Annotated in this window: 23 protein-coding genes, 1 tRNA gene and 1 pseudogene; 10 read left to right on the plus strand and 15 right to left on the minus strand. The window is 61.4% G+C overall.

Annotated elements, in window-relative coordinates; translation table 11 throughout:
- Window positions 1–50 precede the first annotated feature (50 nt).
- The 5 genes from V1292_RS12810 to V1292_RS12830 all read right to left on the minus strand — a co-directional run bounded on the left by V1292_RS12810 (window position 51) and on the right by V1292_RS12830 (window position 6155).
- A complete protein-coding gene (locus V1292_RS12810) occupies window positions 51–461 on the minus strand; it encodes a DoxX family protein (protein WP_334372926.1) in 411 nt (136 codons plus the stop codon).
- A 392-nt stretch (window positions 462–853) separates the two neighbouring features.
- Window positions 854–1327: a transcription elongation factor GreA gene (gene greA / locus V1292_RS12815; RefSeq protein WP_141686413.1), complete on the minus strand. Its 474-nt coding sequence runs from the start codon at window positions 1325–1327 to the stop codon at window positions 854–856.
- Window positions 1328–1543: 216 nt separating this feature from the next.
- A complete protein-coding gene (carB, locus tag V1292_RS12820; RefSeq protein ID WP_334372927.1) occupies window positions 1544–5008 on the minus strand; it encodes a carbamoyl-phosphate synthase large subunit in 3465 nt (1154 codons plus the stop codon).
- A 287-nt stretch (window positions 5009–5295) separates the two neighbouring features.
- Window positions 5296–5371: transfer RNA gene (locus tag V1292_RS12825), tRNA-Ala, on the minus strand.
- A gap of 79 nt (window positions 5372–5450) precedes the next feature.
- Window positions 5451–6155 carry a class I SAM-dependent methyltransferase gene (locus V1292_RS12830; protein ID WP_334372929.1) on the minus strand — a complete coding sequence of 235 codons (705 nt, stop codon included), beginning with the start codon at window positions 6153–6155 and terminating at the stop codon, window positions 5451–5453.
- 122 nt (window positions 6156–6277) lie between these two features.
- Between V1292_RS12830 and V1292_RS12835 the strand changes: the two genes are divergently transcribed.
- Together V1292_RS12835 and V1292_RS12840 are read left to right on the plus strand one after the other, a co-directional pair.
- The gene (locus V1292_RS12835) at window positions 6278–6808 is read left to right on the plus strand and encodes a Dps family protein (protein WP_334372931.1); all 531 of its coding nucleotides are present in this window, start codon (window positions 6278–6280) and stop codon (window positions 6806–6808) included.
- A 149-nt stretch (window positions 6809–6957) separates the two neighbouring features.
- Window positions 6958–7293 carry a hypothetical protein gene (locus V1292_RS12840; protein WP_334372932.1) on the plus strand — a complete coding sequence of 112 codons (336 nt, stop codon included), beginning with the start codon at window positions 6958–6960 and terminating at the stop codon, window positions 7291–7293.
- A gap of 54 nt (window positions 7294–7347) precedes the next feature.
- On the opposite strand, the gene V1292_RS12845 is transcribed toward V1292_RS12840, so the two are convergent.
- The 7 genes and pseudogenes from V1292_RS12845 to V1292_RS12875 form a co-directional block, all read right to left on the minus strand.
- Window positions 7348–7782 carry a DUF2721 domain-containing protein gene (locus tag V1292_RS12845; RefSeq protein ID WP_334372934.1) on the minus strand — a complete coding sequence of 145 codons (435 nt, stop codon included), beginning with the start codon at window positions 7780–7782 and terminating at the stop codon, window positions 7348–7350.
- A 30-nt stretch (window positions 7783–7812) separates the two neighbouring features.
- Window positions 7813–8829: a SphA family protein gene (locus V1292_RS12850; protein ID WP_334372935.1), complete on the minus strand. Its 1017-nt coding sequence runs from the start codon at window positions 8827–8829 to the stop codon at window positions 7813–7815.
- Window positions 8830–9078: 249 nt separating this feature from the next.
- Window positions 9079–10084, minus strand: a pseudogene (locus V1292_RS12855) (HupE/UreJ family protein).
- A 15-nt stretch (window positions 10085–10099) separates the two neighbouring features.
- Window positions 10100–10939 (minus strand): peptidylprolyl isomerase, encoded by an 840-nt coding sequence (locus V1292_RS12860; protein WP_334372938.1) that lies wholly within the window; start codon window positions 10937–10939, stop codon window positions 10100–10102.
- Between the two features lie 105 nt (window positions 10940–11044).
- The gene (locus tag V1292_RS12865; protein WP_334372940.1) at window positions 11045–13363 is read right to left on the minus strand and encodes a DUF3604 domain-containing protein; all 2319 of its coding nucleotides are present in this window, start codon (window positions 13361–13363) and stop codon (window positions 11045–11047) included.
- A gap of 69 nt (window positions 13364–13432) precedes the next feature.
- The gene (locus V1292_RS12870) at window positions 13433–15046 is read right to left on the minus strand and encodes a DUF1254 domain-containing protein (protein ID WP_334377030.1); all 1614 of its coding nucleotides are present in this window, start codon (window positions 15044–15046) and stop codon (window positions 13433–13435) included.
- Between the two features lie 123 nt (window positions 15047–15169).
- Complete coding sequence (locus V1292_RS12875) at window positions 15170–15823, minus strand: hypothetical protein (protein ID WP_334377032.1); 654 nt, start codon at window positions 15821–15823, stop codon at window positions 15170–15172.
- Window positions 15824–16084: 261 nt separating this feature from the next.
- On the opposite strand from V1292_RS12875, the gene V1292_RS12880 reads away from it, so the two are divergent.
- Window positions 16085–17194: an HlyD family secretion protein gene (locus tag V1292_RS12880; RefSeq protein WP_334372942.1), complete on the plus strand. Its 1110-nt coding sequence runs from the start codon at window positions 16085–16087 to the stop codon at window positions 17192–17194.
- Window positions 17195–17386: 192 nt separating this feature from the next.
- Window positions 17387–17692 (plus strand): hypothetical protein, encoded by a 306-nt coding sequence (locus V1292_RS12885; RefSeq protein ID WP_334372944.1) that lies wholly within the window; start codon window positions 17387–17389, stop codon window positions 17690–17692.
- Window positions 17693–17706: 14 nt separating this feature from the next.
- Here V1292_RS12885 and V1292_RS12890 read toward each other — a convergent pair whose 3' ends face one another.
- The 3 genes from V1292_RS12890 to carA all read right to left on the minus strand — a co-directional run bounded on the left by V1292_RS12890 (window position 17707) and on the right by carA (window position 20238).
- Window positions 17707–18240 (minus strand): cupin domain-containing protein, encoded by a 534-nt coding sequence (locus tag V1292_RS12890; protein ID WP_334372946.1) that lies wholly within the window; start codon window positions 18238–18240, stop codon window positions 17707–17709.
- 138 nt (window positions 18241–18378) lie between these two features.
- The gene (locus V1292_RS12895) at window positions 18379–18879 is read right to left on the minus strand and encodes a PaaI family thioesterase (RefSeq protein ID WP_334372948.1); all 501 of its coding nucleotides are present in this window, start codon (window positions 18877–18879) and stop codon (window positions 18379–18381) included.
- Window positions 18880–19047: 168 nt separating this feature from the next.
- Window positions 19048–20238: a glutamine-hydrolyzing carbamoyl-phosphate synthase small subunit gene (carA, locus tag V1292_RS12900; RefSeq protein ID WP_028350201.1), complete on the minus strand. Its 1191-nt coding sequence runs from the start codon at window positions 20236–20238 to the stop codon at window positions 19048–19050.
- Window positions 20239–20510: 272 nt separating this feature from the next.
- On the opposite strand from carA, the gene V1292_RS12905 reads away from it, so the two are divergent.
- The 6 genes from V1292_RS12905 (at window position 20511) to V1292_RS12930 (ending at window position 25753) form a co-directional block, all read left to right on the plus strand.
- Window positions 20511–20966 (plus strand): GatB/YqeY domain-containing protein, encoded by a 456-nt coding sequence (locus V1292_RS12905; protein ID WP_334372949.1) that lies wholly within the window; start codon window positions 20511–20513, stop codon window positions 20964–20966.
- A gap of 91 nt (window positions 20967–21057) precedes the next feature.
- Entirely contained in the window at window positions 21058–22584 is a 1527-nt protein-coding gene (locus V1292_RS12910; protein WP_334372951.1) for an FAD-dependent oxidoreductase, read from the plus strand.
- A gap of 159 nt (window positions 22585–22743) precedes the next feature.
- On the plus strand, window positions 22744–24354 hold the full coding sequence (locus V1292_RS12915) for an acyl-CoA synthetase (protein WP_334372952.1): 1611 nt from the start codon (window positions 22744–22746) through the stop codon (window positions 24352–24354).
- A gap of 33 nt (window positions 24355–24387) precedes the next feature.
- A complete protein-coding gene (locus V1292_RS12920) occupies window positions 24388–24858 on the plus strand; it encodes a MarR family winged helix-turn-helix transcriptional regulator (RefSeq protein ID WP_334372954.1) in 471 nt (156 codons plus the stop codon).
- Window positions 24859–24938: 80 nt separating this feature from the next.
- Complete coding sequence (locus V1292_RS12925) at window positions 24939–25307, plus strand: nuclear transport factor 2 family protein (RefSeq protein WP_334372956.1); 369 nt, start codon at window positions 24939–24941, stop codon at window positions 25305–25307.
- A gap of 2 nt (window positions 25308–25309) precedes the next feature.
- Entirely contained in the window at window positions 25310–25753 is a 444-nt protein-coding gene (locus V1292_RS12930) for a hypothetical protein (protein WP_334372958.1), read from the plus strand.
- The last annotated feature ends 25 nt before the right edge of the window (window positions 25754–25778 follow it).

A 25778-nucleotide genomic window follows, 5' to 3' on the forward strand; every position in this document is an offset into this window, starting at 1 on the left:
TGAGGTCTGGTGCTTACGCACCATCCCGGAATGACTGAGCTGACGCTCAGTCACTTCTTCCGCATCGCGTCGACGCTGTAGGGCCCACCGCCCGCGGTCGCCAGATAGAGGCAGGCGAAGCAGAACAGGATCGCGGCGGTGCCGCCATTGAGCAGCGGCAAGAACACGGGTGCGGCGGGATTCTTGAACATGTGCCCGATAAAATAGGCGAATGCCATTTGGCCGGCCAGGATGAACGCAGAGATGCGCGTGAAGAAGCCGACCATCAGAAGCGCGCCGAGCACGAGTTCGATCGTGCCTGCCACCGTGATTAGCGGCGGGATGTTGGCAAACATCGGCACGGCCGGGAATTTGAATATCTTGGCGACGCCGTACTGAAACAGCAAAAGCCCGGTGATGAAGCGAAACAGGCTCAGCGCCGTCGGCTCCCATTTCGCGAGCATCTTGTCGAATTGGTCCATGTCATCGTCCCCCTTGTTTGAATGCGCTAGAACTAGCGCCACGAGATTACACGGTCTTGTCGGATCGCGTGTGATGCCGACACAACACCCCTAAAATTGAATCATTCCCCTTCACCGCGCCGCTTCACGACATTGTTGCGATTGCGGCGCAACACGATGCCGCCTCGGCAGCGCCTGCAGCTCATCGCTGGAAAATCGCAATGCCGGCACGTCCGGTCCAGTTAGTTATAGTCTATAAGCATTGCCCGGGATTCGGATATTCTGAAATCCGCCGCACCACTACTCACATTCCCGTCAGGACCACGGCAACAAAAAAGCCGCGTGGAAAACGCGGCTTTGTCGCAACAGTAACTTGCAGGTGACTACGAACGCGTTTGCGCGGAGATCATGCTCTATCGCCACTCGACCTTGGTGATCTCGTAGGCCTTGGCGCCGCCGGGAGCCACGACCTCCACGGTCGAGCCCTTCTTCTTGCCGATCAGGGCGCGAGCCAGCGGCGAGGTGATCGAGATGCGGCCCTTCTTGGCGTCGGCTTCCGGCTCGCCGACGATCTGCCACACCGCTTTCTTTTCGGTGTCCTCGTCGACCAGCGTGACGGTCGCGCCGAACTTGACGGTGTCGCCGGACAGTTTCGAGATGTCGATGATGTCGGCGCGCGCGAGCTTGTCCTCGAGCTCGGCGATGCGGCCTTCGTTGTGCGACTGCTCTTCCTTGGCCGCGTGATATTCCGCGTTCTCGGAGAGATCGCCATGCGAGCGCGCCTCGGCGATATGCTCGATGATGCGCGGACGCTCCACCGACTGGCGCTGCTTCAATTCGACCTCCAGGGCGGCATACCCGCTAGCAGTCATCGGAACCTTGTCCATCATCTCTTTTCGTCCTTCCCTCGTGCGAGCCGCCAAAAGTTGCGCGCACGAGCCACGCTTTTGATTTCGATCAGGCCCTTGAACTCGACACATGAACCCGCCAGCCCGTTGATATTAGGCCCCGTCAGGGGCCTTACAACATCCAAACGGGCGGTGGGTTCCAGCCATGCCGGCTTATTGCCGATCGTTTCGCGGGCATTTTCGCCCGGCGAACGATCAGTTTTCGGAAAAATAGCTCTGTAGCGTGCGGACCTCAAGGTCCCCGCCCAAATAGGCGCGGATGCCCTGGGCGGCCGCAACAGCACCCGAAAGAGTGGTGTAATACGGCACTTTATGCAAGAGGGCAGCCCGCCGCAGCGAACGGCTGTCGGCCAGCGCCTGCGGCCCTTCGGTGGTATTGAAAACGAGCTGAATGTCGCCATTGGTGATGGCATCGACGATGTGCGGCCGCCCCTCCAGCACCTTGTTGACCTTCTCGGTCGGAATGCCCTTGTCGGTCAGGAAGCGCTGGGTGCCCGAGGTGCCCATCACCTTGAAGCCGAGCGAGTGCAAGAGCCGGACCGCCTCGGCGATACGGGTCTTGTCGATCTCGCGCACCGAGACGAAGACGGTGCCCTTGCGCGGCACGCGGGTGCCGCCGCCGAGTTGGCTTTTTGCGAACGCCACCTCGAACGAGCGGTCGATGCCCATCACCTCGCCGGTCGAGCGCATCTCCGGACCGAGCACGGTATCGACGCCGGGGAAGCGCGCGAAAGGGAAGACGGACTCTTTGACGCCGACATGGCCAAGCTGTTTCTTCTTCAGCTTGAAATCGGCGAGCTTCTCGCCGGCCATGATCCGTGCCGCGATCTTTGCCACCGGCGTGCCGACGACCTTGGCGACGAACGGAACGGTGCGCGACGCGCGCGGATTGACCTCGAGCACGTAGATCTCGCCGTCCTTGATCGCATATTGCACGTTCATCAGTCCGACCACGTCGAGGCCGAGCGCGAGCTCGCGGGTTTGCCGCTCGAGCTCCTCGATCATCTTCGCATCCAGCGAATGCGGCGGCAGCGAACAGGCGGAATCGCCGGAGTGAATGCCGGCTTCCTCGATATGCTCCATGATGCCGACGATGAAGGTGTCCTTGCCGTCGCATAGGCAGTCGACGTCGATCTCGGTGGCATCGGACAAATAGCGGTCGAACAGCAGCGGGTTCTTGCCGAGCACGGTGTTGATCTGCCCGGTCTTGTCGTTGGGGTAGCGCGCCTTGACGTCGGCCGGCACCAGCTCGGGCAGCGTTCCGAGCAGGTAATCGTCGAGCTGGGTTTCCTCGCGGATGATCTGCATCGCGCGGCCGCCCAGCACGTAGGACGGGCGCACCACCAGCGGCAGGCCGAGATCGGCCGACACCAGCCGCGCCTGCTCGACCGAATAGGCGATGCCGTTCTTGGGCTGCTTTAACTTCAATTTGTCGAGAACGCGCTTGAAACGGTCGCGGTCCTCCGCGAGGTCGATGGCGTCGGGCGAGGTGCCGAGGATCGGCACGTCGGCGGCTTCCAGCGCGCGCGCCAACTTCAGTGGGGTCTGGCCGCCGAACTGCACGATCACGCCGTGCAGCGTACCGTTCTGCCGCTCGGTGGCGACGATTTCCAGCACGTCCTCGGCCGTGAGCGGCTCGAAATACAGCCGGTCGGCGGTGTCGTAGTCGGTCGACACCGTCTCCGGATTGCAGTTGATCATGATGGTTTCATACCCGGCATCGTCGAGCGCGAAGCAGGCGTGGCAGCAGCAATAGTCGAATTCGATGCCCTGGCCGATCCGGTTCGGGCCGCCGCCGAGAATGATGACCTTCTTGCGGTCGGAGGGCGCGCTCTCGTCGGCCAGCGCGCCCGCAAACGGCGCTTCATAGCTCGAATACATGTAGGCGGTGGGGGAGGCGAATTCGGCGGCGCAGGTGTCGATGCGCTTGAAAGCGGGGCGTACGCCGAGCGCGTGACGCTTCGCGGTGATCTCGGCTTCGGTGGACTCCGACAGCACGGCAAGCCGTGCGTCGGAAAAGCCCATCGCCTTCAGCATGCGCATGCCATAGCCGTTCGGCGGCAGGCCGTGCGTCCTGACCTTCGTTTCCATGTCGATGATGCCGCGCATCTCGGCGAGGAACCACGGATCGATCTTGCAGGAATTGAAAATGTCTTCGTTCGACCAGCCGAGCCGCATCGCCTGCGCCACCTGCAGGATGCGGTTCGGCGTCGGCGTACCCAACGCGGCGCGGATCGCGTTCTTGTCGTCGCCGCGCCCTAACCCCTCGATCTCGATCTCGTCGAGCCCGGTCAGTCCGGTCTCGAGCCCGCGCAACGCCTTCTGCAGGCTCTCCTGGAACGTGCGGCCGATCGCCATGACTTCGCCGACCGACTTCATCGAGGTCGTCAGTGTGGCGGAAGCGCCGGGAAACTTTTCGAACGCAAAGCGAGGGACCTTGGTCACGACATAGTCGATGGTCGGCTCGAACGAGGCGGGCGTGGCGCCGCCGGTGATGTCGTTGGCGATTTCATCGAGCGTGTAGCCGACGGCGAGCTTGGCGGCGACTTTTGCGATCGGAAAGCCGGTGGCTTTTGATGCGAGCGCCGAGGAGCGCGACACGCGCGGGTTCATCTCGATCACCACCATGCGGCCGTCGTCGGGGTTGACGCCGAACTGCACGTTGGATCCGCCGGTCTCCACGCCGATTTCGCGCAGCACCGCGATCGAGGCATCGCGCATGATCTGGTATTCTTTGTCGGTCAGCGTCAGCGCCGGCGCCACGGTGATGGAATCGCCGGTGTGCACGCCCATCGGATCGAGGTTCTCGATCGAGCAGACGATGATGCAATTGTCCTTCTTGTCGCGCACCACCTCCATCTCGAACTCTTTCCAGCCGAGCACGGATTCCTCGATCAACACTTCGTTGGTCGGGGAGGCGTCGAGGCCGCGTTCGATGATGTCGAGGAATTCTTCCTTGTTGTAGGCGATGCCGCCGCCGGTGCCGCCCATGGTGAAGGAGGGGCGGATGATCGCCGGCAGTCCGATTTCGGACAGCGCCATCAGCGCCTCGCCGAGCGCATGCTCCTGGTAACGCTTGCGGCGCTCGTTTTCGCCGATCGTCCATTGCCGTTCGAGCTCATCCAGCGCGTCGCCCGTTAGCTTCTCGCGTTCGGCGAGGTATTTGTCGCGATAGGACTTTTTCAGCGCCGAGGCATTGGCGAGCCGCGATTTCGGCGTCTGAAGACCGATCTTCTCCATCGCGTTGCGGAAAAGCTGGCGGTCTTCGGCCTTGTCGATCGCGTCAGCGGTAGCGCCGATCATCTCGACGTCGAATTTGTCGAGCGTGCCCTGACGGCGCAGCGACAGCGCGCAGTTCAGCGCGGTCTGGCCGCCCATGGTCGGCAACAGCGCAAAGCCGCCGGGGATGACGTAGCGCTCCTTCTCGATGATCTTGGCGACGATTTCGGGCGTGATCGGCTCGATATAGGTCGCATCAGCCAATTCCGGATCGGTCATGATGGTGGCCGGATTGGAATTGACGAGGACGATACGGTAGCCCTCTTCCTTAAGCGTCTTCACCGCCTGGGTGCCGGAATAATCGAATTCGCAGGCCTGGCCGATCACGATGGGACCGGCGCCGATGATCAGGATGGTGGAGATATCTGTTCTTTTGGGCATCAGCTCTCAGACTGGATTTTGGGCACAAAAAAAGGGCGCGCAGCCGCGCGTCCCCTAAGCCAAGAGCGCGGGTCACCCTCGCGCGCGGGTGGTCTTTAGACCAGATTCCGCACCCGCGAAACCCCCAAAAACGGGCCATCAACGGGGAATTCAGGGATTTGGCGCTTGGTTCGACGCGAGGAGGCCAGTCCGTCTACGCTTTCGCTTTGCTCAAGCTACGCCGGACACGCTTTGCCCCGCCGGTCTCCGGCGTGGCTGCGCCACGCGTAGCCCGTCAGGGCGAAGCGTGGAGGCCCGGCCTGGATTTGAACCAGGATAAAGAGCAATGCACTGCTCCCGCGTCGACGCTTCCGCCACCGGGCCGTAGCAATCATTGCCCATCACGGCGCGGTGAACCATCCTTACCGTGCTTTAGGGTTAACAACCTCTACGCGCGTCGCTCTCAGTGGCGTTGGAATGCGTGCCGCGCAACGAACGTCATCCGCCACGGGTTGTGGCCGATGTTCTGATGCGCGCGGGAGGCGGTGAAGCCTGAGGCGGCGAGCTTCTTGATCATCTCGTCTTCACTGTAGCGCTGTAGCCCGACGCGCGTGCGCAGTTGGCGGTAGTCCGACAGCGCCGTGCTCGCAAGGCCATACAGCGCGTCTTTCAGGAAGCCGTGAGAGCGTGCGAATTTCAAGAGCGCCAGCACGTCTCTGGCCATGCCGACGTCCGGCCGCAGGATATCGCCGAGCACCAGGCGACCGTTGGGCTTCAACAACCGGCTGATGACGGCAAGCGCCGAATCCAGCTCCCCTGGCGTCATGTATTGCGCGACCGAATTCATGACGACGAGGTCGACCGAGCTTTCCGCCATTCGCGTGAGATCCTCGAGCGAGCGGACGCGGATCTTGGTGTTCGGTGCAAAACGCGCGATCAGCCGGCCGCGAACGCCGGGCGCCGGTTCGGCCAGATAGAGTTTTGCGCAGGCATCCGCCACCTTGGCAGCCGACAGCGCTTCGCCGCAGGCATAGTCCAGCACGACAGCGTCGGGCGAAGCGATATAGCCGATGATATCGCGCGCGATGACCTGGAAATGCAGGTCGCGATGCAGCCTGCTCACATAAATCGTATGCGTGGAGTCATAGTAGTCGATCCATTCGTCCATCGCAGTCGGGTCCGGCAAAACTGGGGGTTCCGGCAACGGAACCGGTACCTAGGTGGGGCGTTAGACGGCCCGGCGCTCCCTGCCAATGCCGTCGTGCCCAATTCCTAACAGGAAGGTTCAACGTGAGCAAAACCAGTAAATCCGACAAGGTATCCGCCGACCTCGATACGCCCACCGACCTGCCGCCGGCCGCCGTGGACAAGATCTCGGCCTCGCTCAATACGCTGCTGGCGGACGCGTTTGCGCTCTATCTGAAGACCAAGAATTTCCACTGGCACGTCAGCGGCCGTCATTTCCGCGACTATCACCTTATGCTGGACGAGCAGTCGGAAGCGATCTTCGCCACCACCGACCAACTCGCTGAGCGGGTCCGCAAGCTTGGCGGCACCACGCTGCGCTCGATCGGGCAGGTCGCCAGGCTGCAGACCATCAAGGACAATAACGAGGACTACGTGCCGCCGCGCGAAATGCTGCGCGAGCTGATGGAAGACAACAAGCATGTGGCGGCGGCGCTGCGCAAGGCGCACAAGCTCGCCGACGAGCACGAGGATTCCGGCACTGCGGGCCTGCTCGAGACCTTCATCGACGAGACCGAGCGCCGCACCTGGTTTCTGTTCGAGGCCAGCCGCCAGGAAGGCGCCAACGTGGCGTGAGCATGCGATTCGCAGATTCGCAGGGTGGGGTTTGCCGTCCCTGCGTTCTGCGGCGACTGCCTTCCGATTTGACATTCCCGTCGCATTCCGGCCGGTTTTGGCATAGGCTGGCGTTGCAGCTCTAGATAGAAGCGCTGCGCCCGGAAGCTTTGGCTGCGATCGGAAGGGGGCTGGAGATGCCTATTTCTTTCTCGATGATCGTTTTGAGCTCGCAGATGGTTGTTGCGGTCGCAGACGGCGTGCCGAAATTCGACATTGCCCGGAGTTGCAAGCTCGACGTCGCCGCGACTGCCGGCCTCACCGTTGATCAGTCGATAAAGAGCTGCGTGAACGATGAACAGAAGGCGAAGCGGCAGCTCGCAAGCCAATGGTCGAAATTCCCCGCGCCAAGCCGGGCAAGCTGCATCTCGCTAGAGAGCATCGGCGGCACGCCAAGTTACGTCAGCTTGCAGACATGCCTCCAGATGGGGCAGTGGGCGCGTTAGCCGCCTGACGTGAGTGCTCTGCCAGGCCCTAGCCGGGCAGTGCGATAGTTTGCGTCAGGCGTGATGATCGAACTCGCTCAACGCAATGCGCACCTCCCGGGCAAAATCAACAAGCGATACCGTGAAGGCACCGAGGGCTACCATGAACAGGATGGCCACCCCGCGCTCATGCTGAATCTGAAGGAACGCACTTGCGAAGGCGACGATGACAACGAGCGTTGCCGAAATACTTCCGATCACCGCCCAGAAGATTGCCCGGTTCAGCATGGCCGCACGTCGCATCAAACGCGGAAGATCGGCCTTGAGCCGATATCTGACGGTGTCGTCATCGGAGATGCCGTTGAGGACAATCGTTCGATCGATCACTCTGTTCAGGCGGGAGATCAAAACGGCTATGAAAGCTGCCAAAGCGCCGAGAAGAAACGCAGGCGCGGCCGCCTGCGAAATGACATGGGATAGCTGACTGACGGTCGGCGTATCGGGTAGCATCGCTTGCCGCTTTCTGCGCGCGATGATGCCTTACTTTGTCACGATCCGGCGTGGCGTTGGCGTCACCGTGCTGGCGGGGGCCATCGGCGAGATCGCGAACGTCAGCCAGATATTCCACCCCGCAGGCCGGTTCTCGGCGGCAAATTCTCCGTAGCCTTTCAGGTTGAGATATCCCTGCATGTCGCCGATCGGAAAGAGATATCCGAACTGCGGGCCGATGCCGAAGACACGGGACCGGAAGCCGCCGAGCGCCGGATGCTGACCGAAGTCGTCGGTGATCTGTTGATATCCATATCCGACGAAACCGACGAAGAACTGCTTGGAGAGGAATTGCGAGATTCCCCAATCGACATGGAAGTCGATTCCGCTCTGGTATTGCGTGTCGGGATTCTTGAAGTTGTAGGTGAAGCCCGCGACGGCCGAGAATTCGTGCCCTGCGGCCTGATTGAAGTAGGTGTAGCCGCCGCCGGCGTCGATCGCGGCGTGACCGATGCCGAGGTTACTGAGGCGGGCGGGATTGTAGGCGCCCACTGGAATGTCGCCCGTCACATAGGTCATGAAGTTGTGCAGGCCGGCATTCCACTTCAGCGTGGCCTGCGGATACAGGTCGCCGACGGAAGTGAGTGAATCCGAGATGCTTCCCGTGCGGGTCGTCACGATCGGTCCGACTGCCGCGGTGAGCGTTCCGTCAATGCCGGTGCTTGCCCGGCCGAATATGCCGGTGACGCCGATGGCCAGTTGGCCGCCCAGCACAGGTGTGGCGAAAGTGTAGGTGGGATTGAGCAGAATAAGATCGCCTTGTGCGTTCAGACTGGCATTGAAATCGACGTTCACCGTTGCCGGAAATCTGCCGATCTGAATCTGCCGTGCCGCAGCGACGGCGCCCGATGCTTCGACCGAGGTGTGATAATACACCGCGGCCATGGACCAGCCCGGCACCGCCGGTGTCGCCGCAAAGCTGCCGAAGCGTCCGGGAAGCCAGTAGGAAACACCGCTCTCGTCAGCGTAGGCGGCCTCCGACATGGAGCCGAATATCAGCAGAGCCATGCCGATGTTGCGCCAGGTGTGCCGACGGCCTGAATCTCGTTGAGGAATGTTGTGCGCCATCTGTTTGCCCCTAATGGCTCGAGATCACAGTGATCAACCCTAGATTGGCATAGATTGAATGTCCCGTCGTAGGGCATCGCTCTGCGAAACGGTCTGCATCGAAAATCCATCGCGACTGTTGCGTTGAGGTCACGAGGCAATCGCCTGCTATGCACCTCAACGGGAGTTTCGCAGACTCCGCTCGCCCGCTCAGGCGGCGAATCCAGCCAATCGCTCAGTAAACCAGTAGGCGGCCATGATCCCGATCGCATAAGTCGTCACCGGCCTCGCATGACGTTCGAGGAAAGCAGGTAACCTGATCCACTTGGCGCATCTCAGAGCGCCCAGGACGGCTGCAATGAAGACCAGTTGTCCGGCCTCCACGCCGACATTGAACGCAAGCAGCGCCAGCGGAATGTCTCCCTGAGGCAGACCGATTTCCGTCAGCGCGCCGGCGAAGCCAAATCCATGCAGCAGGCCAAACGAGAACGCGACCAGCCACGGCCATTGCGCGGTCAGGCTCGCTTGTCCCCGGTCGGACCGGATGATCTCGCAGGCCAGAAGGAGAATACTCAACGCGATCGTTGCTTCGACCGGCGGTCCGGGTATGTGCACGACCCCCAATGTGGCAAGGCTCAGGGTGATCGAATGTGCAACCGTAAAGGCGGTGACCGTGATCAGAAGCACCCGGCCGCGACGCACGATCAGGATCAGAGCCAGTACGAACAGCAAATGATCGTAGCCCAACAGGATGTGCTCCACACCATGCATCAGATAGGTGGTGGCGACCTCAAGCGAACTGCGCGAGGTCGCGATCTCGATCCACGGTTTGGACGGTCGTACCAGCGTGGTGGAGTAGGTGCCATCGAGCATTTGCACGCGTACCAGCGCGTCGGTGATGGTCGCCTGCAGGCCCACGATCTCGATGCGGGTGCCGGCGAGCCCGTTGTCCAGTTCGATCACCCTGCGTTCGACCAGCGAATCCTGGAGTTCACGCAGTGTCGGGTCGGTGACGTTGCGCGTTTTTTTCCGGGAATCGGAGCGCTACCGGAAGCCGCATGCCGGATAGCAGCGGCGTGCGCCAGACAATCTGATACCGCTGCGGCGCTATCTCGGTCACTTCCATATACGCCGGACGGGACTCGTGTGCGGACGCGGTACTGAAAAGTCCGAACGTCACGAAAAGGATGCCGAGAAATGCCGATCGTAAACTCAAAGCCTTCTCCGTCGGCTAATTTGGCAGCTTCTCCGGCAGCACGACCTGATAGCGTGCTCGCATGGCTTCATAGGCCTTTGCCTTCGCCTGAGCGCGCTGGTCAGCGATCCAGCCTGCCTTGATGTCCGACTCGATTTCCTCGAAGGCGGGTACCCTGCTCGGAGCGGAAGAGTCGACAAAAATCAGGTGCCATCCGTACCCGGATTCCACCGGTCCTTGCCACGAGCCAGGCTTGATGCTCACGAGCGCTCGGGCAAAGTTCAGCCCGAACAGCTTGGCGATATCATCGAACGACCGATCGCCGTAGTGATCCTGGTACATGAAGGGGTCACCAAGAGCCGCAACGTCCTTCGCTTCGCCCGATTGGTCTGCGATTTTCTCCAGGGCTTTCGCGGCAGCTTCCCGTGTGCGCTCACCATGTCGATCGGAGGAAAAATAAAGATGGCGGAAAGAGACGCGCGGCAGAAGCGCAAATCGCTGCTGATTGTCCATGAACCAGGCCTTCAGCGTATCGGTCGAAGGGTCGTTATCGATTGCAGCGCCCTCAGCCAGAAATTCCATTTTCTGCGCCAGGCGCCGCTTGACGATCGTGTCGTCCTTGTCCAGTCCGAGTGCCATTGCCTCGCGAAACAGCACCTCCTCCCGAACCTTGAGTTCAATGAGGTTCTGCATTTGCTCAGGAGTCGGAGGAGGCCGGCCCTTCGCCAGCCAAGCCACACTTATCTGAACAAGATCGTCCGGCGTCAGGACAATCCGGTTGGATTCGGATGTGGCTTCTGATTTGGGATGCAAGACGCTGTAGCCAACAAACAGTGCCAAGCCGACCAGAAGAAAATGAACCAGCGGTTCGCGCAACCATCGTCGCAGCAGCGATGGCTGCGCCGGTACGGCTGCGTCCGGGTTCTTGCCGGACGCAGCGCTCCCATCTGTTGGATTATCTAGCACTGACAACCAACCACGCTAGAACGGAGAACGTGCGGCTTGACCCGAACTGAGATTCTCCAGATTTATCGGTGCCGGAACGACCTCGTAATTGGCGTAGCCGTATTCATTGCTGCGCGCGCCAAAGTACTTATCGCCCACCTTATAGACGGTGACCTCGTAAGGCAGGTTTCCGAACGCGGTAACGATCTTGCCATCCTTGATGGAATAGGACGATGGCGAGCCAAGTTCACCGCTATGCATGACGTCGCCGACCTGCCCCGGCTGTGGCAGCGTCCCGTCGACATTGGTGATCAGGCGCCGGCCGGCCGTGCTCCAGATGACCTGGAAGACGCTGCCGGTCGCGTTGTTGCGAATCCACGTCGACTTGCCGACGATCAGGTCCTTGAGTTGGTCATCATTCAGCGCAGTCACGCCCGGCTGCTGTTGCAGGCTGGCGACGGTCATGCCGGGTTTCGCCGTCACGCGCGCCTGTTCGGTCGGTGTGTACCAGATCGGCGAAGCCCACGCGCGCTCTTGTACCGTGGCCGACACGATCTCGGGCGGATTGATTCCGAGATTCTTGGCCTGAATCGTGGTCCACCGTGGCGTCGGGATTTCAAGTGCCCGGGCGTAATAGAACGCGTTCAGACCGGGGTCGAATTCCGGATCACTCCACACGGTCTTGAGTTCGACTGCACCGATCGTGTTCTTGTAGCTCGCTTCGTGAATGTTGACGGTGCTGCCGATTGGCGGGACCTTGCCCGTGACTGGATCGGGCGTACGTTTGCCCGCCCAAACCACATCAAAGACCTTTTCGAAGGATTGGCCATCTTTGGTCCATCCCTTGACGATTTGAATGCGGTCAAGGTTGCCCGATGTCGGGTCCTTCACGGCCCACACCGCGAAGGATGGCGCCTTCTTGTCGGCCGGCATCGACGGCAGGTCGCCTCCCATCGGCACGCCCTGCGCATAGGCGGTACGGACCCACAGCCGGTCCTTCAGCCAATCTGGAACGATATTCCAGACTTCCCTGTTCTTTACGTCCTTTGCGTCTTGGCTGTAATCCCATCCACCAAAGAAGCGCAATTGGATGCGCGGTCCGCTGGTGGCAAAAGTTTCCTTGCGCTGCATGGCATTGAACAGCGAAGCACGGGTGTTCTCCTCGGCCCACAGACCGGTGAGGCCGGCGGGATTCTCGAGACGAACGTCGAGGCCGGCGAACACGTGACCCGACATGCGCTGCTTTTCATCGCCGTCGTTGCGGGCGTGGCCGCCGTAGAAGTTCTCCTGGCGATAGGGGACGCCGGTATTGTGCGAGTCGGATCCGCCGACGATACCGAATTTGTAGGGGTTGTAACCCCGTGTATCCTGCATCGCGATGCCGGTCTTGTAGGCGTCGCGAATGTAGCTGCCCGGGATGGTCGGGAAACGTCCCGCCGGATCGCCGAGTAGATAGGTCAACACCTCGAAATTCGCGAACTCGTCATTGGGCGACAGTGTCGGATGCGTCTCCGACTGCCCCTTGATCTGCTTGATCTCGGACAGTTTCTCATTGCGTTCGCGCGACTCGGCCCAGGCCTTGTCGATCGGCCGTCCCTTGAAATCGACTTCCGTCGGAAACATGATTCCGTCGGAGAGGTTCGCGTTGTGCGAGATTGCGAGCAACTCGCTGCCGGCCTTGCGCTGGACGTCCATCCAGTCCCACAGATCTTCCGGAGCGGACGAATCGATGGCGCTGAACGGTAGCTCCGGCACCTTGGCGCAGTCCTTGAAGAACACGTTGCGGTGCATGTTGCGGTTGTCGGGCGTCGACGTCCATTCATAGGAACAGAACGCGGTAAATTTGCCGGGCTTGTTGAAGCGATCTGCGATCGCATTGTTCTCTTTCCAGATGTTGCCGGCTACTTCCGGGCTGATCAATTCCTTGATCGGCTTCTTGTCGACGATCGTGTAGCCGAGCCAAAGATATATTCTCTGAATATCGGCGGGGGTGCGAACCTTCAGCTTCTCGGCGATCGGTAGCTTGCTCAGGGCCGAGCCAGGAGTATTCGCCAGCTTCACCGTCCCGACATATTCGGAGTGATCGGTCACGCCCATCCAGTCCAGCGGGGTCGTGATCTTGATCGGATAACCCATTGGGTGCTGGATGATCTGTCCCGTCGCATATTTGTAGGCTTCCTCCGGCCCGGTCTTGGTGTTGCCGAAGATGTAGGCGTCGAACGACCAGCCTGTATGGACGTGGGTTTCCCCGAAATACGCGTTTCGCTCCGGGGTGGTTTGAGCGAACGCCGGCAAGATCAGGGCGGTGGAGGCTGCAAAGGCGAGTAACGCGATGCGGTGGTTTGAACTCTTCATGGCAGTACCCTTACGATTGCGAATCGATCGATCGACTCGTTGATCAAACGCTTCGTCTCGTCGCCATCGTCATCGACCGGCGGCAGCGAGTTCAATCTCGCTCGGCCGCCATTCCTTGGTGAAGAAGGGCTCAAGCGGGCTGTAGAGACGAAGGATCGTAAACCAGCCCTTGTTGGGCATGGTCTGAATCCAGTTGCCGCGCGGCACTCCTTGCGGCTGCGTCGGGCCGAAATAGACGGTCGTTGAGCCGTCGGCACTGGCTTCGGCGGCTGGCGATGGGTAGGTCTGGCTGCCGGCGCGCGGATAGCGCTGCGGCGTGTCGAGCAGCGATCGCGTCTGGTTGTCGTAAAGCGTGAACGACCAGAACGCCCGCGCGGGGATGCCCTTGGGCAGCGTCACCTTGTAGGTTTTGCCGCCGTCAAAGGGGTTGTTGGCGGAATCGACAAAGCCCATGAGATATTGCGAGCCGACATCGGGAATGCGCATGATCATGCCCGGTGAATCGAGCGTGTAGCCGTAATAGAACGCCGTCCTCGAATCCAGAGTCCGTGCGCCGGTCGGCGGGAGCGGCTTGAACATGCCCTCCCTGGTGAACTCCGGCGGCGGTGTCTCGAAGTTGGCCCCACCTTCCCACAGCATGCTTCCCCACATCGAGTTGGGATAGTACGCCCATTCCGGATGGGACACGGCGTAGCGCCAGTTCAGCAGGCGACCGGCCGCGTTCCCCACGGCGGCAGCATCGGTGAGTATTTTCTTCATCCGCGCATCAGGTTTGAACGGCTTGCCCTTCACGATACCGATGGCGGCCATTTGCCCGGCGAGTTCTACGTCGTAACTGGTGGCCGGTTCCTGCTGGACGTTCTCATTGATCATTTCGAAGAAGCCGTAATCGCCGGGCGGAATCGTGTTGAACGACTTGCCGCTTGCCTCGATAAACTTGGTCTCGGGAGCAGGCGGGTTCTTGGCGAGCCGCACCTTGCCTTCCAGGGCTGTCGCGATGCTCGTACCTACGCCGCCCGGCGTGTAGGGATAGATCTTGAGATGCTTCTTGATCAGCTCAGCAGTTGGCTTGGGATCATTATTGGTCAGGAACGATCGCGCTGCGTACAGCACGCGGTTGGTCTTCGAACGCGCGATGTAGAAGCCACCTTCGGGCAGCGGCCCGTCGTAGCCGGGCGGTATGATGAGGTACTTGCCGCCCTCGCCGCGATCCGGCCCCGGGAAGCCGATGTCGATGATCCAGGAGAACCACATGTCATTGATGGTGCCTAGTCCCAACGGGGGCTGCTCGACTACCATCGGGCCCTTCGACAGGTTCACTACCGCCATGTAGTAGATGGTGTCAGCGTTGGCGGTGAGAAACAGCGACTTTGCGTCCATCAAATCGGAGAAGATGATCGGGGTGTTGTCCTCGGCGCCGATACTCTGGAAGCCCTTTCCCAGGGCATACGCCGATGCGCCGCGGAAGCTGTTGTTGTACACGTTCAGGGCGCGTGTGAAGTCCAGCGTGTCGCGGACCTTCTCTGCGGTTTCGATGGTGGGCGCGCCGTCCTTGAACTCGAGCGTGCCGATCCGTGTGTCGACCTTGTCCGGCGTCACAAGCGAAGGAGGGGTTGCGGCGGCAGTCTGGGCGGCGGCTAGCTGAGGCAGCGCCAGTGTTGCGCAGACGACGGCTGCTGTCATCAGTTCGACAAGCTGTTTCACGGCGGCATTCCTTTCAAGCACTGATACGTTCAATCACGGGTCGAAGGCGAACCAGTCGATTGAGCACGGGAAAGCGCGTGCTTCCCCGTGTCTTCATTCGTTTCAATAGCAGGGCGGGTACGGATAATAGCCGCAGGCCGGACGGGCGTACGCGTAGGGGTGGTAGTACGCAGCCGCACCATACGCAGCCGCACCGAGCGCGCCGGCATACATCGCGCCGCGGAATGCGTTGCGCCGGGCGAAACCGGCAAACGACAGCGGCGTGAACGGACGGCCGATGATGTCGATGAAGAGCGCGGCCCCGCCGTCGGCGCCGGCAAGATCGCCTTCAAGGGTCTGGACATTGAAGGTGAGCTTGTCGCCCTCGAGCTTCGGATTCTTCAGGACCACGACGGCGTCCTTGACCGAACCATCCTTGCCGAGCACGGAGACCGTCGCGTTCGGCGGATTCTTTGCAAAACTGTCCTCGCCCGATCCCCATTCCGCGATCACGTCGGCGGTGGGTTGATGGCCCGCGCCCCGCACCGGACGGTCTGCAAAGATGATCGAACTGGGTGACACGCCGGTCAGAGTGAGGGTGTCGCCCAGCAGCGTCGCACCGCGGGAGTTGAGCACGAACAGCGAGGGCACGATCTCGGGCTTGGCCGGCGCGCCGATGGTTTTCATGGAGGGCGGTGTTGCAGCGTTCTGGGCAAGTGCTGCGTCCGTACCGCACAGGATGGTGGCCAGAGCCAGCAATCCGAAAATCTGATTCATTTTTGTACGCATGACATCGACTCCTTACAAATTACGCGAAGAAGCTCGATCGGCGCTCTCGCTCCAAGCGAGAGGTCGGCAATGGAGAATACAATTCCGGCTGCAGTTTACGCTGTGGGGCGTCTGCAGAATCAAAAATGGGCGCTGGAATTAAAGGTCTTAAGCTTGCCGTCTCTTGCAGTCTAAGGTTGACTTTAGAAGAGTGATGCTTGGGCTACCTCCACGGGAAATGTTAGCACAACCGGCAAAGGGGCGCCAGCCATGGTTATCATTTTGTGCCTCTACATCCTTGCGATGTGGCTCGTATTTTCGAAATTCAAGCTCGTGCGGTGGGGCTGGGTGTCGGGGACAATTTCGCTTGTGGTAGGCGGATTTATTCTCGCGACATTTTTGGCGCTTTTTAATTATCTCACGCCCTCGGGGCGCGTGACGGTGACTGGCCGCGTCGTCGAGGTGACGCCGAATGTGACCGGACAAATCGTCGCAATCCCGGTCAAGCCGAACGTGCCGGTGAAGAAGGACGACGTGCTTTTTCAGATCGACCCGGCGCCCTTCCAATATAAGGTCAGGCAGTTGCAGGCCTCGCTCGCGGCGGCAAAGCAGCAGACCGAAATCCTGAAATCGAACTACGAGCAGGCGACTGCGACTGTGGCCGGACTTGTCGCGCAGGCTGATTACAACAGAAAGCGCCTCGCCGATATTCAATCGCTGGCCGCCGACGATGCCAGCACACAATTTCAGGCGCAGGACAAGCAGGTTCAGTACGAAACCGTGTCGGCGCAACTCGTCGCGGCCAAGGCGGCCCAGCAGAGCGCGAAGCTTGCGCTGGATTCTGAGATCGGCGGCGTCAACACGTCAGTCGCGCAAATTCAGGCGCAACTCGAGAACGCAGATTGGGAATTGTCGCAGACATCCGTTCGCGCGCCCGCCGACGGCTATGTCACCGTCGTTGCCTTGACGGTCGGCGACCGTGCGCTGCAAGCGCGCTCGGCGATATCGTTCATTGTCGAGAAGGAGATTGCGCTGGTCGGCATGTTCTCGCAAAACGGCTTCCAGACCATCAAGGAAGGCACCGCGGTCGACATCGTGTTCGACAACGTGCCGGGCCGCATTTATCACGCCAAAATCATCGGCATTCCCAGGGGCATCGGGCAGGGGCAGATCGTCGTATCCGGAACACTCGCCCGCACCAACACGTTCGGCGGCGCGACGGTGTTTCCGGCGGAAATCTCGATCCCCGACGGGATCGACCGCGACGGGCTCCGGCTGGGAATGTCCGGCAGCGCCACCGCCTTCGCCGACAACGCCGGCGTGATCGGTCTTCTGGCGTCCATCCTCGTGTGGATCAGTTCCTATACGGCATATCTCTAGCCGTCGAACGCCGGCGCCGAAGCGCGGACGATGCGCAAAAAAGCCGCGCGCAAAAATGGTTTCCTGCAAGATTCCGATAATCAATTTAAGCGAGCCTGGGGGAGCTGTCACTATGATCGGTAGTGGCCAACGAGCGAAACGCAGTTACAGCTCGATCGTTTGCCACGGCACTTTAGTTTGGAAAATTGAGCAATGCAGAAAGTAATTGAATTCCGCGCCCCGAAGTCTGATGTCGCGCCGGAGCCGCTGACGACTTCGCCGCCGTCCGTCGAACCGATATGGGCGGTGGTCGATTCATTATCCCGCACCCTCGATTGCATCAAGACCATGTGCGCGACCGAGCCGAACGGGCCGCTCCGCGACAGACTGGAGACTGAACGGGCAAATCTGATCATTGGGCTTTTCGTCGCCCGGGTCGCCGCGATGCGGCTGTCTTCCGGCGAGGAGGTAGGCGATGCTTCAGTAAACGCGGACTTGCCGATGGCTCGCCGCGGCTGACGGTCTCGCCCGCCTCATCGCGTGCCACGCTTCCACAACCGGACCAGCGGCCCGTCTTCGCCCAGCACCGGATCGGTCTTCGGCAGCTTCACTTCCGGGATCGTCTTCAGCGCCTTGGCGTGGTTCTCCGGCGTCGGGCGCGTGATCTGCATCGGCGGTCCCGGCGGATAGGCGCCGACCACGCAGAAATCGGGGCTGGCGAACACGCATTGATGCCCGGTGCCGGCGGGAAGGATCGCGACATCGCCGGGCGTGATTTCGAGCTCCTTGCCGTTGCTGCCGCCGAAGCGGACGCGGGCCCGGCCGCGGGCGACGCCGAGCGCCTCATGCACCGTGGCGTGGTAGTGCACATAGTCGTAGACGCCGTTGCGCCACATCGCGCCCCAGCCATTGCCGCCGAACAGCGTCTCGATGGTCTTTTCCGGGTGATCGTTGGCGACATAGACCGCGCCCTTGTAAACCAGCAACGGCAGGTGATTGTTGGGCACGAGGCCGTCATCCTCGAACACGAAGGTGAGCGGCTCGACATCGGCGCTGACGATGGACATGGCTTGCTCCAAGTTTGTAGGGTGGGCAAAGGAGCGCTAGCGACGTGCCCACCATTGCGGTGCCGCGTGCAAAATGGTGGGCACGCTTCGCTTTGCCCACCCTACACGATTTCCACGATTAAAACCGCCCTCCGCGCTTCACGTTCCCTTCGGAATCTCGAAAACCAGACACGTCGTCGTCGCATGCGCGAGCAGGCGGCCGTTGGCGTCGGTGATCCGCGCCTCGGCGGTGGCGGCGCGGCGGCCGACATTGAGCGTCTTGCCCTCGGTGCGGACAGGGCCGGTATCCTTTGTCATGCCCCTGATGAAAGAGATCTTGAATTCCAGCGTGGTGTAGCCGGTGCCGGCGGGAAGGGCGGAATGCACCGCAAGGCCCATCGCGGAATCCAAGAGGATCGCGGCATAGCCGCCATGCACCGAGCCGATCGGATTGTAATGCCGGAAGCCGGGCACGCTGTAGAACACCACATGTCCCTTCTCGGCGGTGGAATCGAACGGCTCGACATTCTGCATGATCGGCGGCGCCGGCAACTTGCCATCGAAGATGGCGCGCACGAAGTCGAGGCCGGACATCGAGGCCATGACGTGCGTCGGTGCCACGCCATATTCGACGGTGGAGGCGGCGGGCTTAACGTGCATGGAAGAGTTTCCGGCAGCTCTTTATGATGATGGAAATCATATAGCGGCTTGCTTCTGCCGCCAATTCGTTTCACCGTCATTGCGAGCGAAGCGAAGCAATCCATTTCGCCGCTTGCGGAGGCATGGATTGCTTCGTCGCTTCGCTCCTCGCAATGACGGAGGAGCGGCTTACGCTCGCTTCTTCTCTCGCATCAGATCCGCAAACCGCTTGAACAGGTAATGCGAGTCGCGCGGCCCCGGCGAGGCTTCCGGGTGATACTGCACGGAGAACACCGGCTTGCCCTTGAGCTCGATGCCGCAATTGGAGCCGTCGAACAGCGAGATGTGGGTCTGCATCGCGCCCTCGGGCAGCGTCGCCTGGTCGACGGCAAAACCGTGGTTCATCGAGGTAATCTCCACCTTGCCGGTGGTCTCGTCCTTGACCGGATGATTGGCGCCGTGATGGCCCTGATGCATCTTTTTGGTCTTGGCGCCGACGGCCAGGCCCAGCATCTGATGACCCAGGCAAATGCCGAAAGTCGGCGTGCCGGACTGGATCACCTGCTGAATTACGGGCACCGCATATTTGCCGGTCGCGGCCGGGTCGCCCGGGCCGTTGGAAAGAAACACGCCGTCCGGCTTCATCGCCAGAATGTCTTCGGCCGAGGTCGTCGCCGGCACCACCGTGACCTTGCAGCCTTCACCGGCCAAGAGCCGCAAAATGTTGCGCTTGATGCCGTAGTCGATCGCGACCACGTTGAACTCAGGTTCGCTCTGCCGGCCAAAGCCGTTCTGCCAGGCCCACGGCGTCTCGTCCCAGGTAAAGCGCTGTCCCGACGTCACCATCGGCACCAGATCCATGCCTTCCAGGCCGGGCCATTCGCGCGCCTCTTCCTTCAGGCCGTGCAGGTCGAACACGCCGTTCTTGGCATGCGCAATCACCGCGTTCGGCATGCCCTTGGAGCGGATCAGCGCAGTCAGCGCCCTTGTATCGATGCCCGACAGCCCGATGATGCCGCGGGCGCGCAGCCATTGATCGAGGTGCCGCGTGGCGCGGTAGTTCGAGGGATCGGTGATGGCCGTGCGCAGGATAACGCCGCGCGCGCCCGGCGTCGCCGCCATGTTCACCGTCTCGATATCCTCGTCGTTGGTGCCGACATTGCCGATATGCGGGAAGGTGAAGGTGATGAGCTGCCCGGCATAGGAGGGATCGGTGAGGATCTCCTCATAACCGGTCATCGCGGTGTTGAAGCAGACTTCGCCGACGGCGTGGCCCTCCGCGCCGAGGCCAAATCCCTCCAGCACGGTACCATCGGCAAGCACGAGGAGCGCGGTCGGTTTATGGTCCGGCCAGGCTGAAGCGTTTTCAGATGTTGTCATGAGCGCACTTCATAGTCGCAAGCACCCCCGCGCGTCAAAGCCGGAAGGCCAAGAAAAGCCGAAGCAAACCGGCTATTCACATGCGTTTGCCGCATATTTGACATCCGGTTCTATGGACTTGAGCCGGATTTTCCGGTTTTTCACCAAATCCGGTCGAATCTGGAACCGGCAGGGCAATTCGACTGCCGATCCTGCTCGTTCCCGTCCTATATAGGTGGAATCGTTACATAACCCGGCATCTTTCCGGCGGCACCATTCTTAGTGAGGCAACCATGCTGCGCGACGACATCAACAATGCGGTCAAGGACGCCATGAGGGCGAAGGACGAGCGCAAGCTCTCCACGCTGCGCATGGTCAATTCGACCATCAAGAACGCCGACATCGACGCGCGCGGGCAGGGCAAGCCGCCGCTCTCCGACGCCGACCTGCTCGGCCTGTTGCAGAAGATGATCAAGCAGCGTCAGGAATCGGTCGAACTCTACGACAAGGGCGGCCGCGCCGAGCTTGCCGCGCAGGAGCGCGAGGAGATCGCAGTGATCTCTGCCTATCTGCCGAAGCAGATGTCGGACGACGAGGTGAAGGCCGCGATCTCGGCCGCGATCACCGAGACCGGCGCCGCCGGCATGAAGGACATGGGCAAGGTGATCGGCGTGCTGCGTGCGAAATTCGCCGGGCAGATGGATTTCGGCAAGGCCAGCGGCATGGTGAAGGCGGCGCTGTCAGGATAAATTTTTTACGCTCGGGAACCTTCGTGCTGATGAAACATCGTTTGAGTCAAACTCGGAGCGATGAAGTAGCGCAACGCGAGCGGAGGAAGGCATGGCTGACCAGCAAGCTCTGCCCGCCGGTCCCGATCTGTCAAAGGGCATAGCCCCGTCCGAATTCCCAGGCCAGATGTTGCTCGGCCATGTCGGCGACGATGAAGTGCTGCTGGTGCGTTCGGGCTCGGACCTCTTCGCGATCGGCGCCCATTGCACCCATTATCACGGGCCGCTTGCCGAAGGTCTCGTGACTGGCCAGGGAATCCGCTGCCCCTGGCACCACGCCTGTTTCGACTTGCGCACCGGCGAGGCGATCCGGGCGCCGGCGCTCAGTCCGGTTGCGGTCTGGAAGGTCGAGCAGCAAGACGGTCGCATCTTCGTTCGGGAGAAGCTTGAGCAGCCCAAGCCGCAAGTGAAGGGCGCCGTCGATGCGCCCGGCCGTATCGTGATCGTCGGCGGTGGCGCGGCGGGCTTTGCCGCAGCCGAGATGCTGCGGCGGCAGGATTATCGCGGCAGCATCGTGATGCTGAGCCATGAGGCGGCGGCACCGGTAGACCGGCCGAACCTGTCAAAAGACTATCTCGCCGGCAGCGCGCCGGAGGACTGGGTGCCGTTGCGGCCGGATGATTTCTACGCCGAGGCGAAGATCGACCTGCGGCTCAACACCGAGGTCACGTCAATCGATCCCAACGCGCGCCATGTCGTCACATCAGGCGGCGAGACCATCCCCTACGACCGCTTGCTGCTGGCGACCGGCGCGGAGCCGGTGCGCCTGCCGATACCGGGCGCAGATCAGCCACACGTCCACGTGCTGCGCTCGCTGACCGATTCCCGCGCCATCATTGCATTGGCCAGTGGCGCGTGGCGCGCCGTCGTGATCGGCGCCAGCTTCATCGGGCTCGAGGTCGCGGCGTCGCTGCGCGCCAGAAATATCGAGGTTCATGTCGTAGGCCTCGAGCAGCGGCCGATGGAGCGCGTGCTGGGGCCAGAGCTGGGCGACTTCGTTCGTGCCCTGCATGAAGAGCACGGCGTCATCTTCCATCTCGGCGACACCGTAACCGGGATCGACGGCAAACGCGCGATGCTGAAAAGCGGCGGCGCGATCGACGCCGATATCGTGGTGGTCGGCGTCGGCGTGCGTCCGCGCCTTGAATTGGCCGAGCAGGCCGGGCTGGCGATCGATCGCGGCGTCACCGTCAATGCCTATCTGGAAACCAGCGTCCCCGGCATCTATGCCGCGGGCGACATTGCGCGCTGGCCCGATCCGCATTCCCTTGAGACCATTCGTGTCGAACATTGGGTGGTGGCCGAGCGTCAGGGCCAGACCGCCGCGCGAAACATGCTCGGGCAACGCGAGCCGTTCCATGCGGTGCCGTTTTTCTGGAGCCAACACTACGATGTGCCGATCAATTATGTCGGTTACGCCGAGAAGTGGGACGAAATCACCGTCGACGGCGACATCCCGGGCAAGGATTGCCTGCTGCACTACAGGCGCAACGGCCGCGTGCTCGCCGTCGCCTCGATCTATCGGGACCTCGCAAGCCTCGAGGCAGAGCTTGCGATGGAGAAGGCGCGGGCGCCTTAAGTCAGGCCACCAAAAGGTAGCCCCACGTCATGCCCGGGCTTGTCCCGGGCATCCACGTCTTTAGAATTGTCGCCAAGCAAGAAGACGTGGATGGCCGGGACTTTCGATGCGAAGACGCGCTTTTTTGCCTGGCTATGACGAGAGGAAACGACCAAGGCCATGCTCACCGAAGCCTCAACCTACGACGAGCTCTACCGCAACTTCCGCTGGGCCATTCCCGCTCGCTTCAACATGGCTACCGCGTGCTGCGATCGCCATGCCGATGGCTCAGGCCGGTTGGCGCTGATCTATGTGGACGAGGGCGGCGCCACGACGCGCACATCCTTCGACGAGGTCGCGGAGCAGTCGCGCCGTTTTGCCAATGTGCTGAAAGCCGACGGCCTGTCGCGCGGCGACCGCGTGGCGGTGTTCCTGTCGCAGTCTCTCGAACTACCGATCGCGCATTTCGCCGCGTTTCGCTCGGGCATGATCTCGATCCCGCTGTTCGCGCTGTTCGGCGAGGACGCGCTGGAGTTCCGCCTGTCGAATTCCGAGGCGAAAGCCCTCGTCACCGACGAGGCCGGTTGGGAGAAATTAGCGAAAATACGCGATCGTCTTCCTGACCTAAAGAACGTCTACGTCATCGGCGACCGCGCGCCTGCCGGCACAAAGCCGTTCTGGTCCTCGCTCAAGGCCGCGTCGCCGGAGTTCGCCACCGTCGACACCGCAGCCGATGATCCCGCCTTGATCATCTACACCTCCGGCACCACAGGCAATCCGAAGGGCGCGCTGCACGCGCATCGCGTGGTGCTCGGCCATCTGCCGAATGTCGAGATGTGCCACAACTTCCTGCCGCGGCCCGGCGACCTGATGTGGACACCGGCCGACTGGGCCTGGATCGGCGGGCTGATCAACGGCCTGCTGGCGTTCTGGTATCACGGCATTCCCCTGGTCGGCCATCGCGCGCGCAAGTTCGAGCCGCAGGCAGCGATGGCGATGATGGCCGAGCTTGGCATCCGCAACACGTTCCTGCCGCCGACCGCGCTGAAACTGATGCGGCAGGCCGGCGTGAAAAATTCCGGCGTAAAGCTGCGCAGCATTTTTACCGGCGGTGAATCGCTCGGCGGCGAATTGCTCGGCTGGGTGCGCGAAACCTTTGGCATCGACGCGCATGAAGTATTCGGCCAGACCGAATGCAACCTCGTGATCGGCAGCAATTCGAACCTGTTTCCGATCCGCCCCGGCGCGATGGGCAAGGCGACACCCGGATTCGACGTCCGCATCGTCAATGATCGCGGCGAGGAATTGCGTAAGGGTGAGCGCGGCATCATCGGCGTGCGCCAGCCCTGCCCATGCACCATGCTTGAATACTGGAAGAATCCGGAAGCGACCGCGAAGAAATACGCCGGCGAATTTTTGCTGACCGGCGATCTCGGCGTGCAGGATGAGGACGGCTATTTCTGGTACGTCAGCCGCGAGGACGACGTGATTACCACCGCCGGCTATCGCGTCGGCCCGTCTGAGATCGAACATACGCTGATGAAGCATCCGGCGGTGGCGATGTCGGCGGTGGTCGGCATACCCGATCCGATCCGCACTGAATCCATCAAGGCCTGGATCGTGCTGCGCCCGGGCTTTGCCGCGAGCGATGAACTGGCGCGCGAGATCCAGGAGTTCGTGAAAGTGCAGCTCGCCGCCCACGAATACCCGCGCTTCGTGCAGTTCGCCGACACGCTGCCGATGACTGCGACGGGCAAGGTGCTGCGGCGCGAGTTGCGGGCGCTGGGGTAGATTCTTTTTCTGTCAATTCGACGCGGTAGGTACATGCAAAAAAATACTTCTCACGCCGCGGGCCTGCACCGCGCCTCGCTCGGGAAGCTCCACGATTTGGATGCGGCGCTGGAGCTCATGTATTACGGCTGGCGTGGCATGACGCTCTCGGCCGACCAGTATCTCGCCACGGTCGGCCTCTCACGTCCGCACCATCGTATTCTCTACGTGGTTGCGCGACAGCCTGACATCTCGATCGGCGCGCTGGTCGAGATCCTCGGCATATCCAAGCAAGCCGTGAACCGGCCGCTAAACCTGTTGCTGCAGCGTAAACTCCTGACATCGAAGCGGTCGCCCGAGCAGCATCGCTCCAAATTGCTGCGGCTGACGGAAGCAGGAAAGCGCATTGAGCAACGAGCATCGGGCCATGAGCGCAAGGTTCTGCGCGAGGCGTTCGATCGTGTCGGCCCGCCCGGCGCTGCCGCCTGGATGGCCGTCATGGGGGCCATTGCCGACAACAACTGACAATCTTCTAACGTCAATATAGTTGACGTTAGAGCCGCGCTGTGTCATCTCTTCCTGGCAGTTGCACCGAGGGCACGAGCATGAGCGAACAGGCAATGGACCGCGCGGCGGCCGGACGCTTTGTCGAGGCGTGGTGCGCGAACTGGCGCAAGGTCGATATCGATGCGGTCGTTTCGCACTTCGCCGAAAACGCCGAGATGCGCAGCCCGTTGGCGCTCAAATTGACGGAGTCCCCGGTAGTCGCCGGCGCCGAGAACATCCGCGCCTACTGGCAGAGAGCCTACGGCGGCATCAAGAGCGCAGACCTGAAAATCCTGAACTGGAGCTGGGACGACACGATCGCGCGCCTGACGGTGTGGTGGCAACTGGGCGATAGCCGCGCCAGCGAGTTCATGGACTTCGACAAAGCCGGCCGTGTGATGCGCAGCGAGGCCTTCTACGGAAAGTAGTCATGCGATTTTCGGATTTTGTTCTGCTCCTTAACGCGCTCTGGTTCGGCGCCGCATTCATGCAGTTCAGCATCGCGCAGGGCAATACGCTGAAGATACTGGTGCCCCGGGAGGAGCGTGGCAATCCAATCGCGCCGACCTTGTCGGCCAGCGTGGCATTTCTGGGCGCGATCAATCTGCCGATCGGCCTCCTGTCGTTGTATCTCCTGGTGTTCCGGCCGCCCTTCTTTCAGGCGTACGACGCGCAGCTTGCGTTATTCCTGTTCTTTGCCGCGTGTCATTTCAGCCAGTTCGCCTACAACCTCCCGGTCCTGATGCGCGGCGGACGGGTCGGGGTGGCGTATTGGCCCGTGTTGAGGGGCCCGATGCTTCGGATTTTTGCCATCGATGCGATACTGTTCGTGGTGAATCTTGTCGTCTCCCTGCTGCTCATGTCCCGGTCCTGACAAGCGCAATTCCGGTGTACCGGCC

The organism is Bradyrhizobium sp. AZCC 1719, assembly GCF_036924525.1.
GTDB lineage: Bacteria > Pseudomonadota > Alphaproteobacteria > Rhizobiales > Xanthobacteraceae > Bradyrhizobium.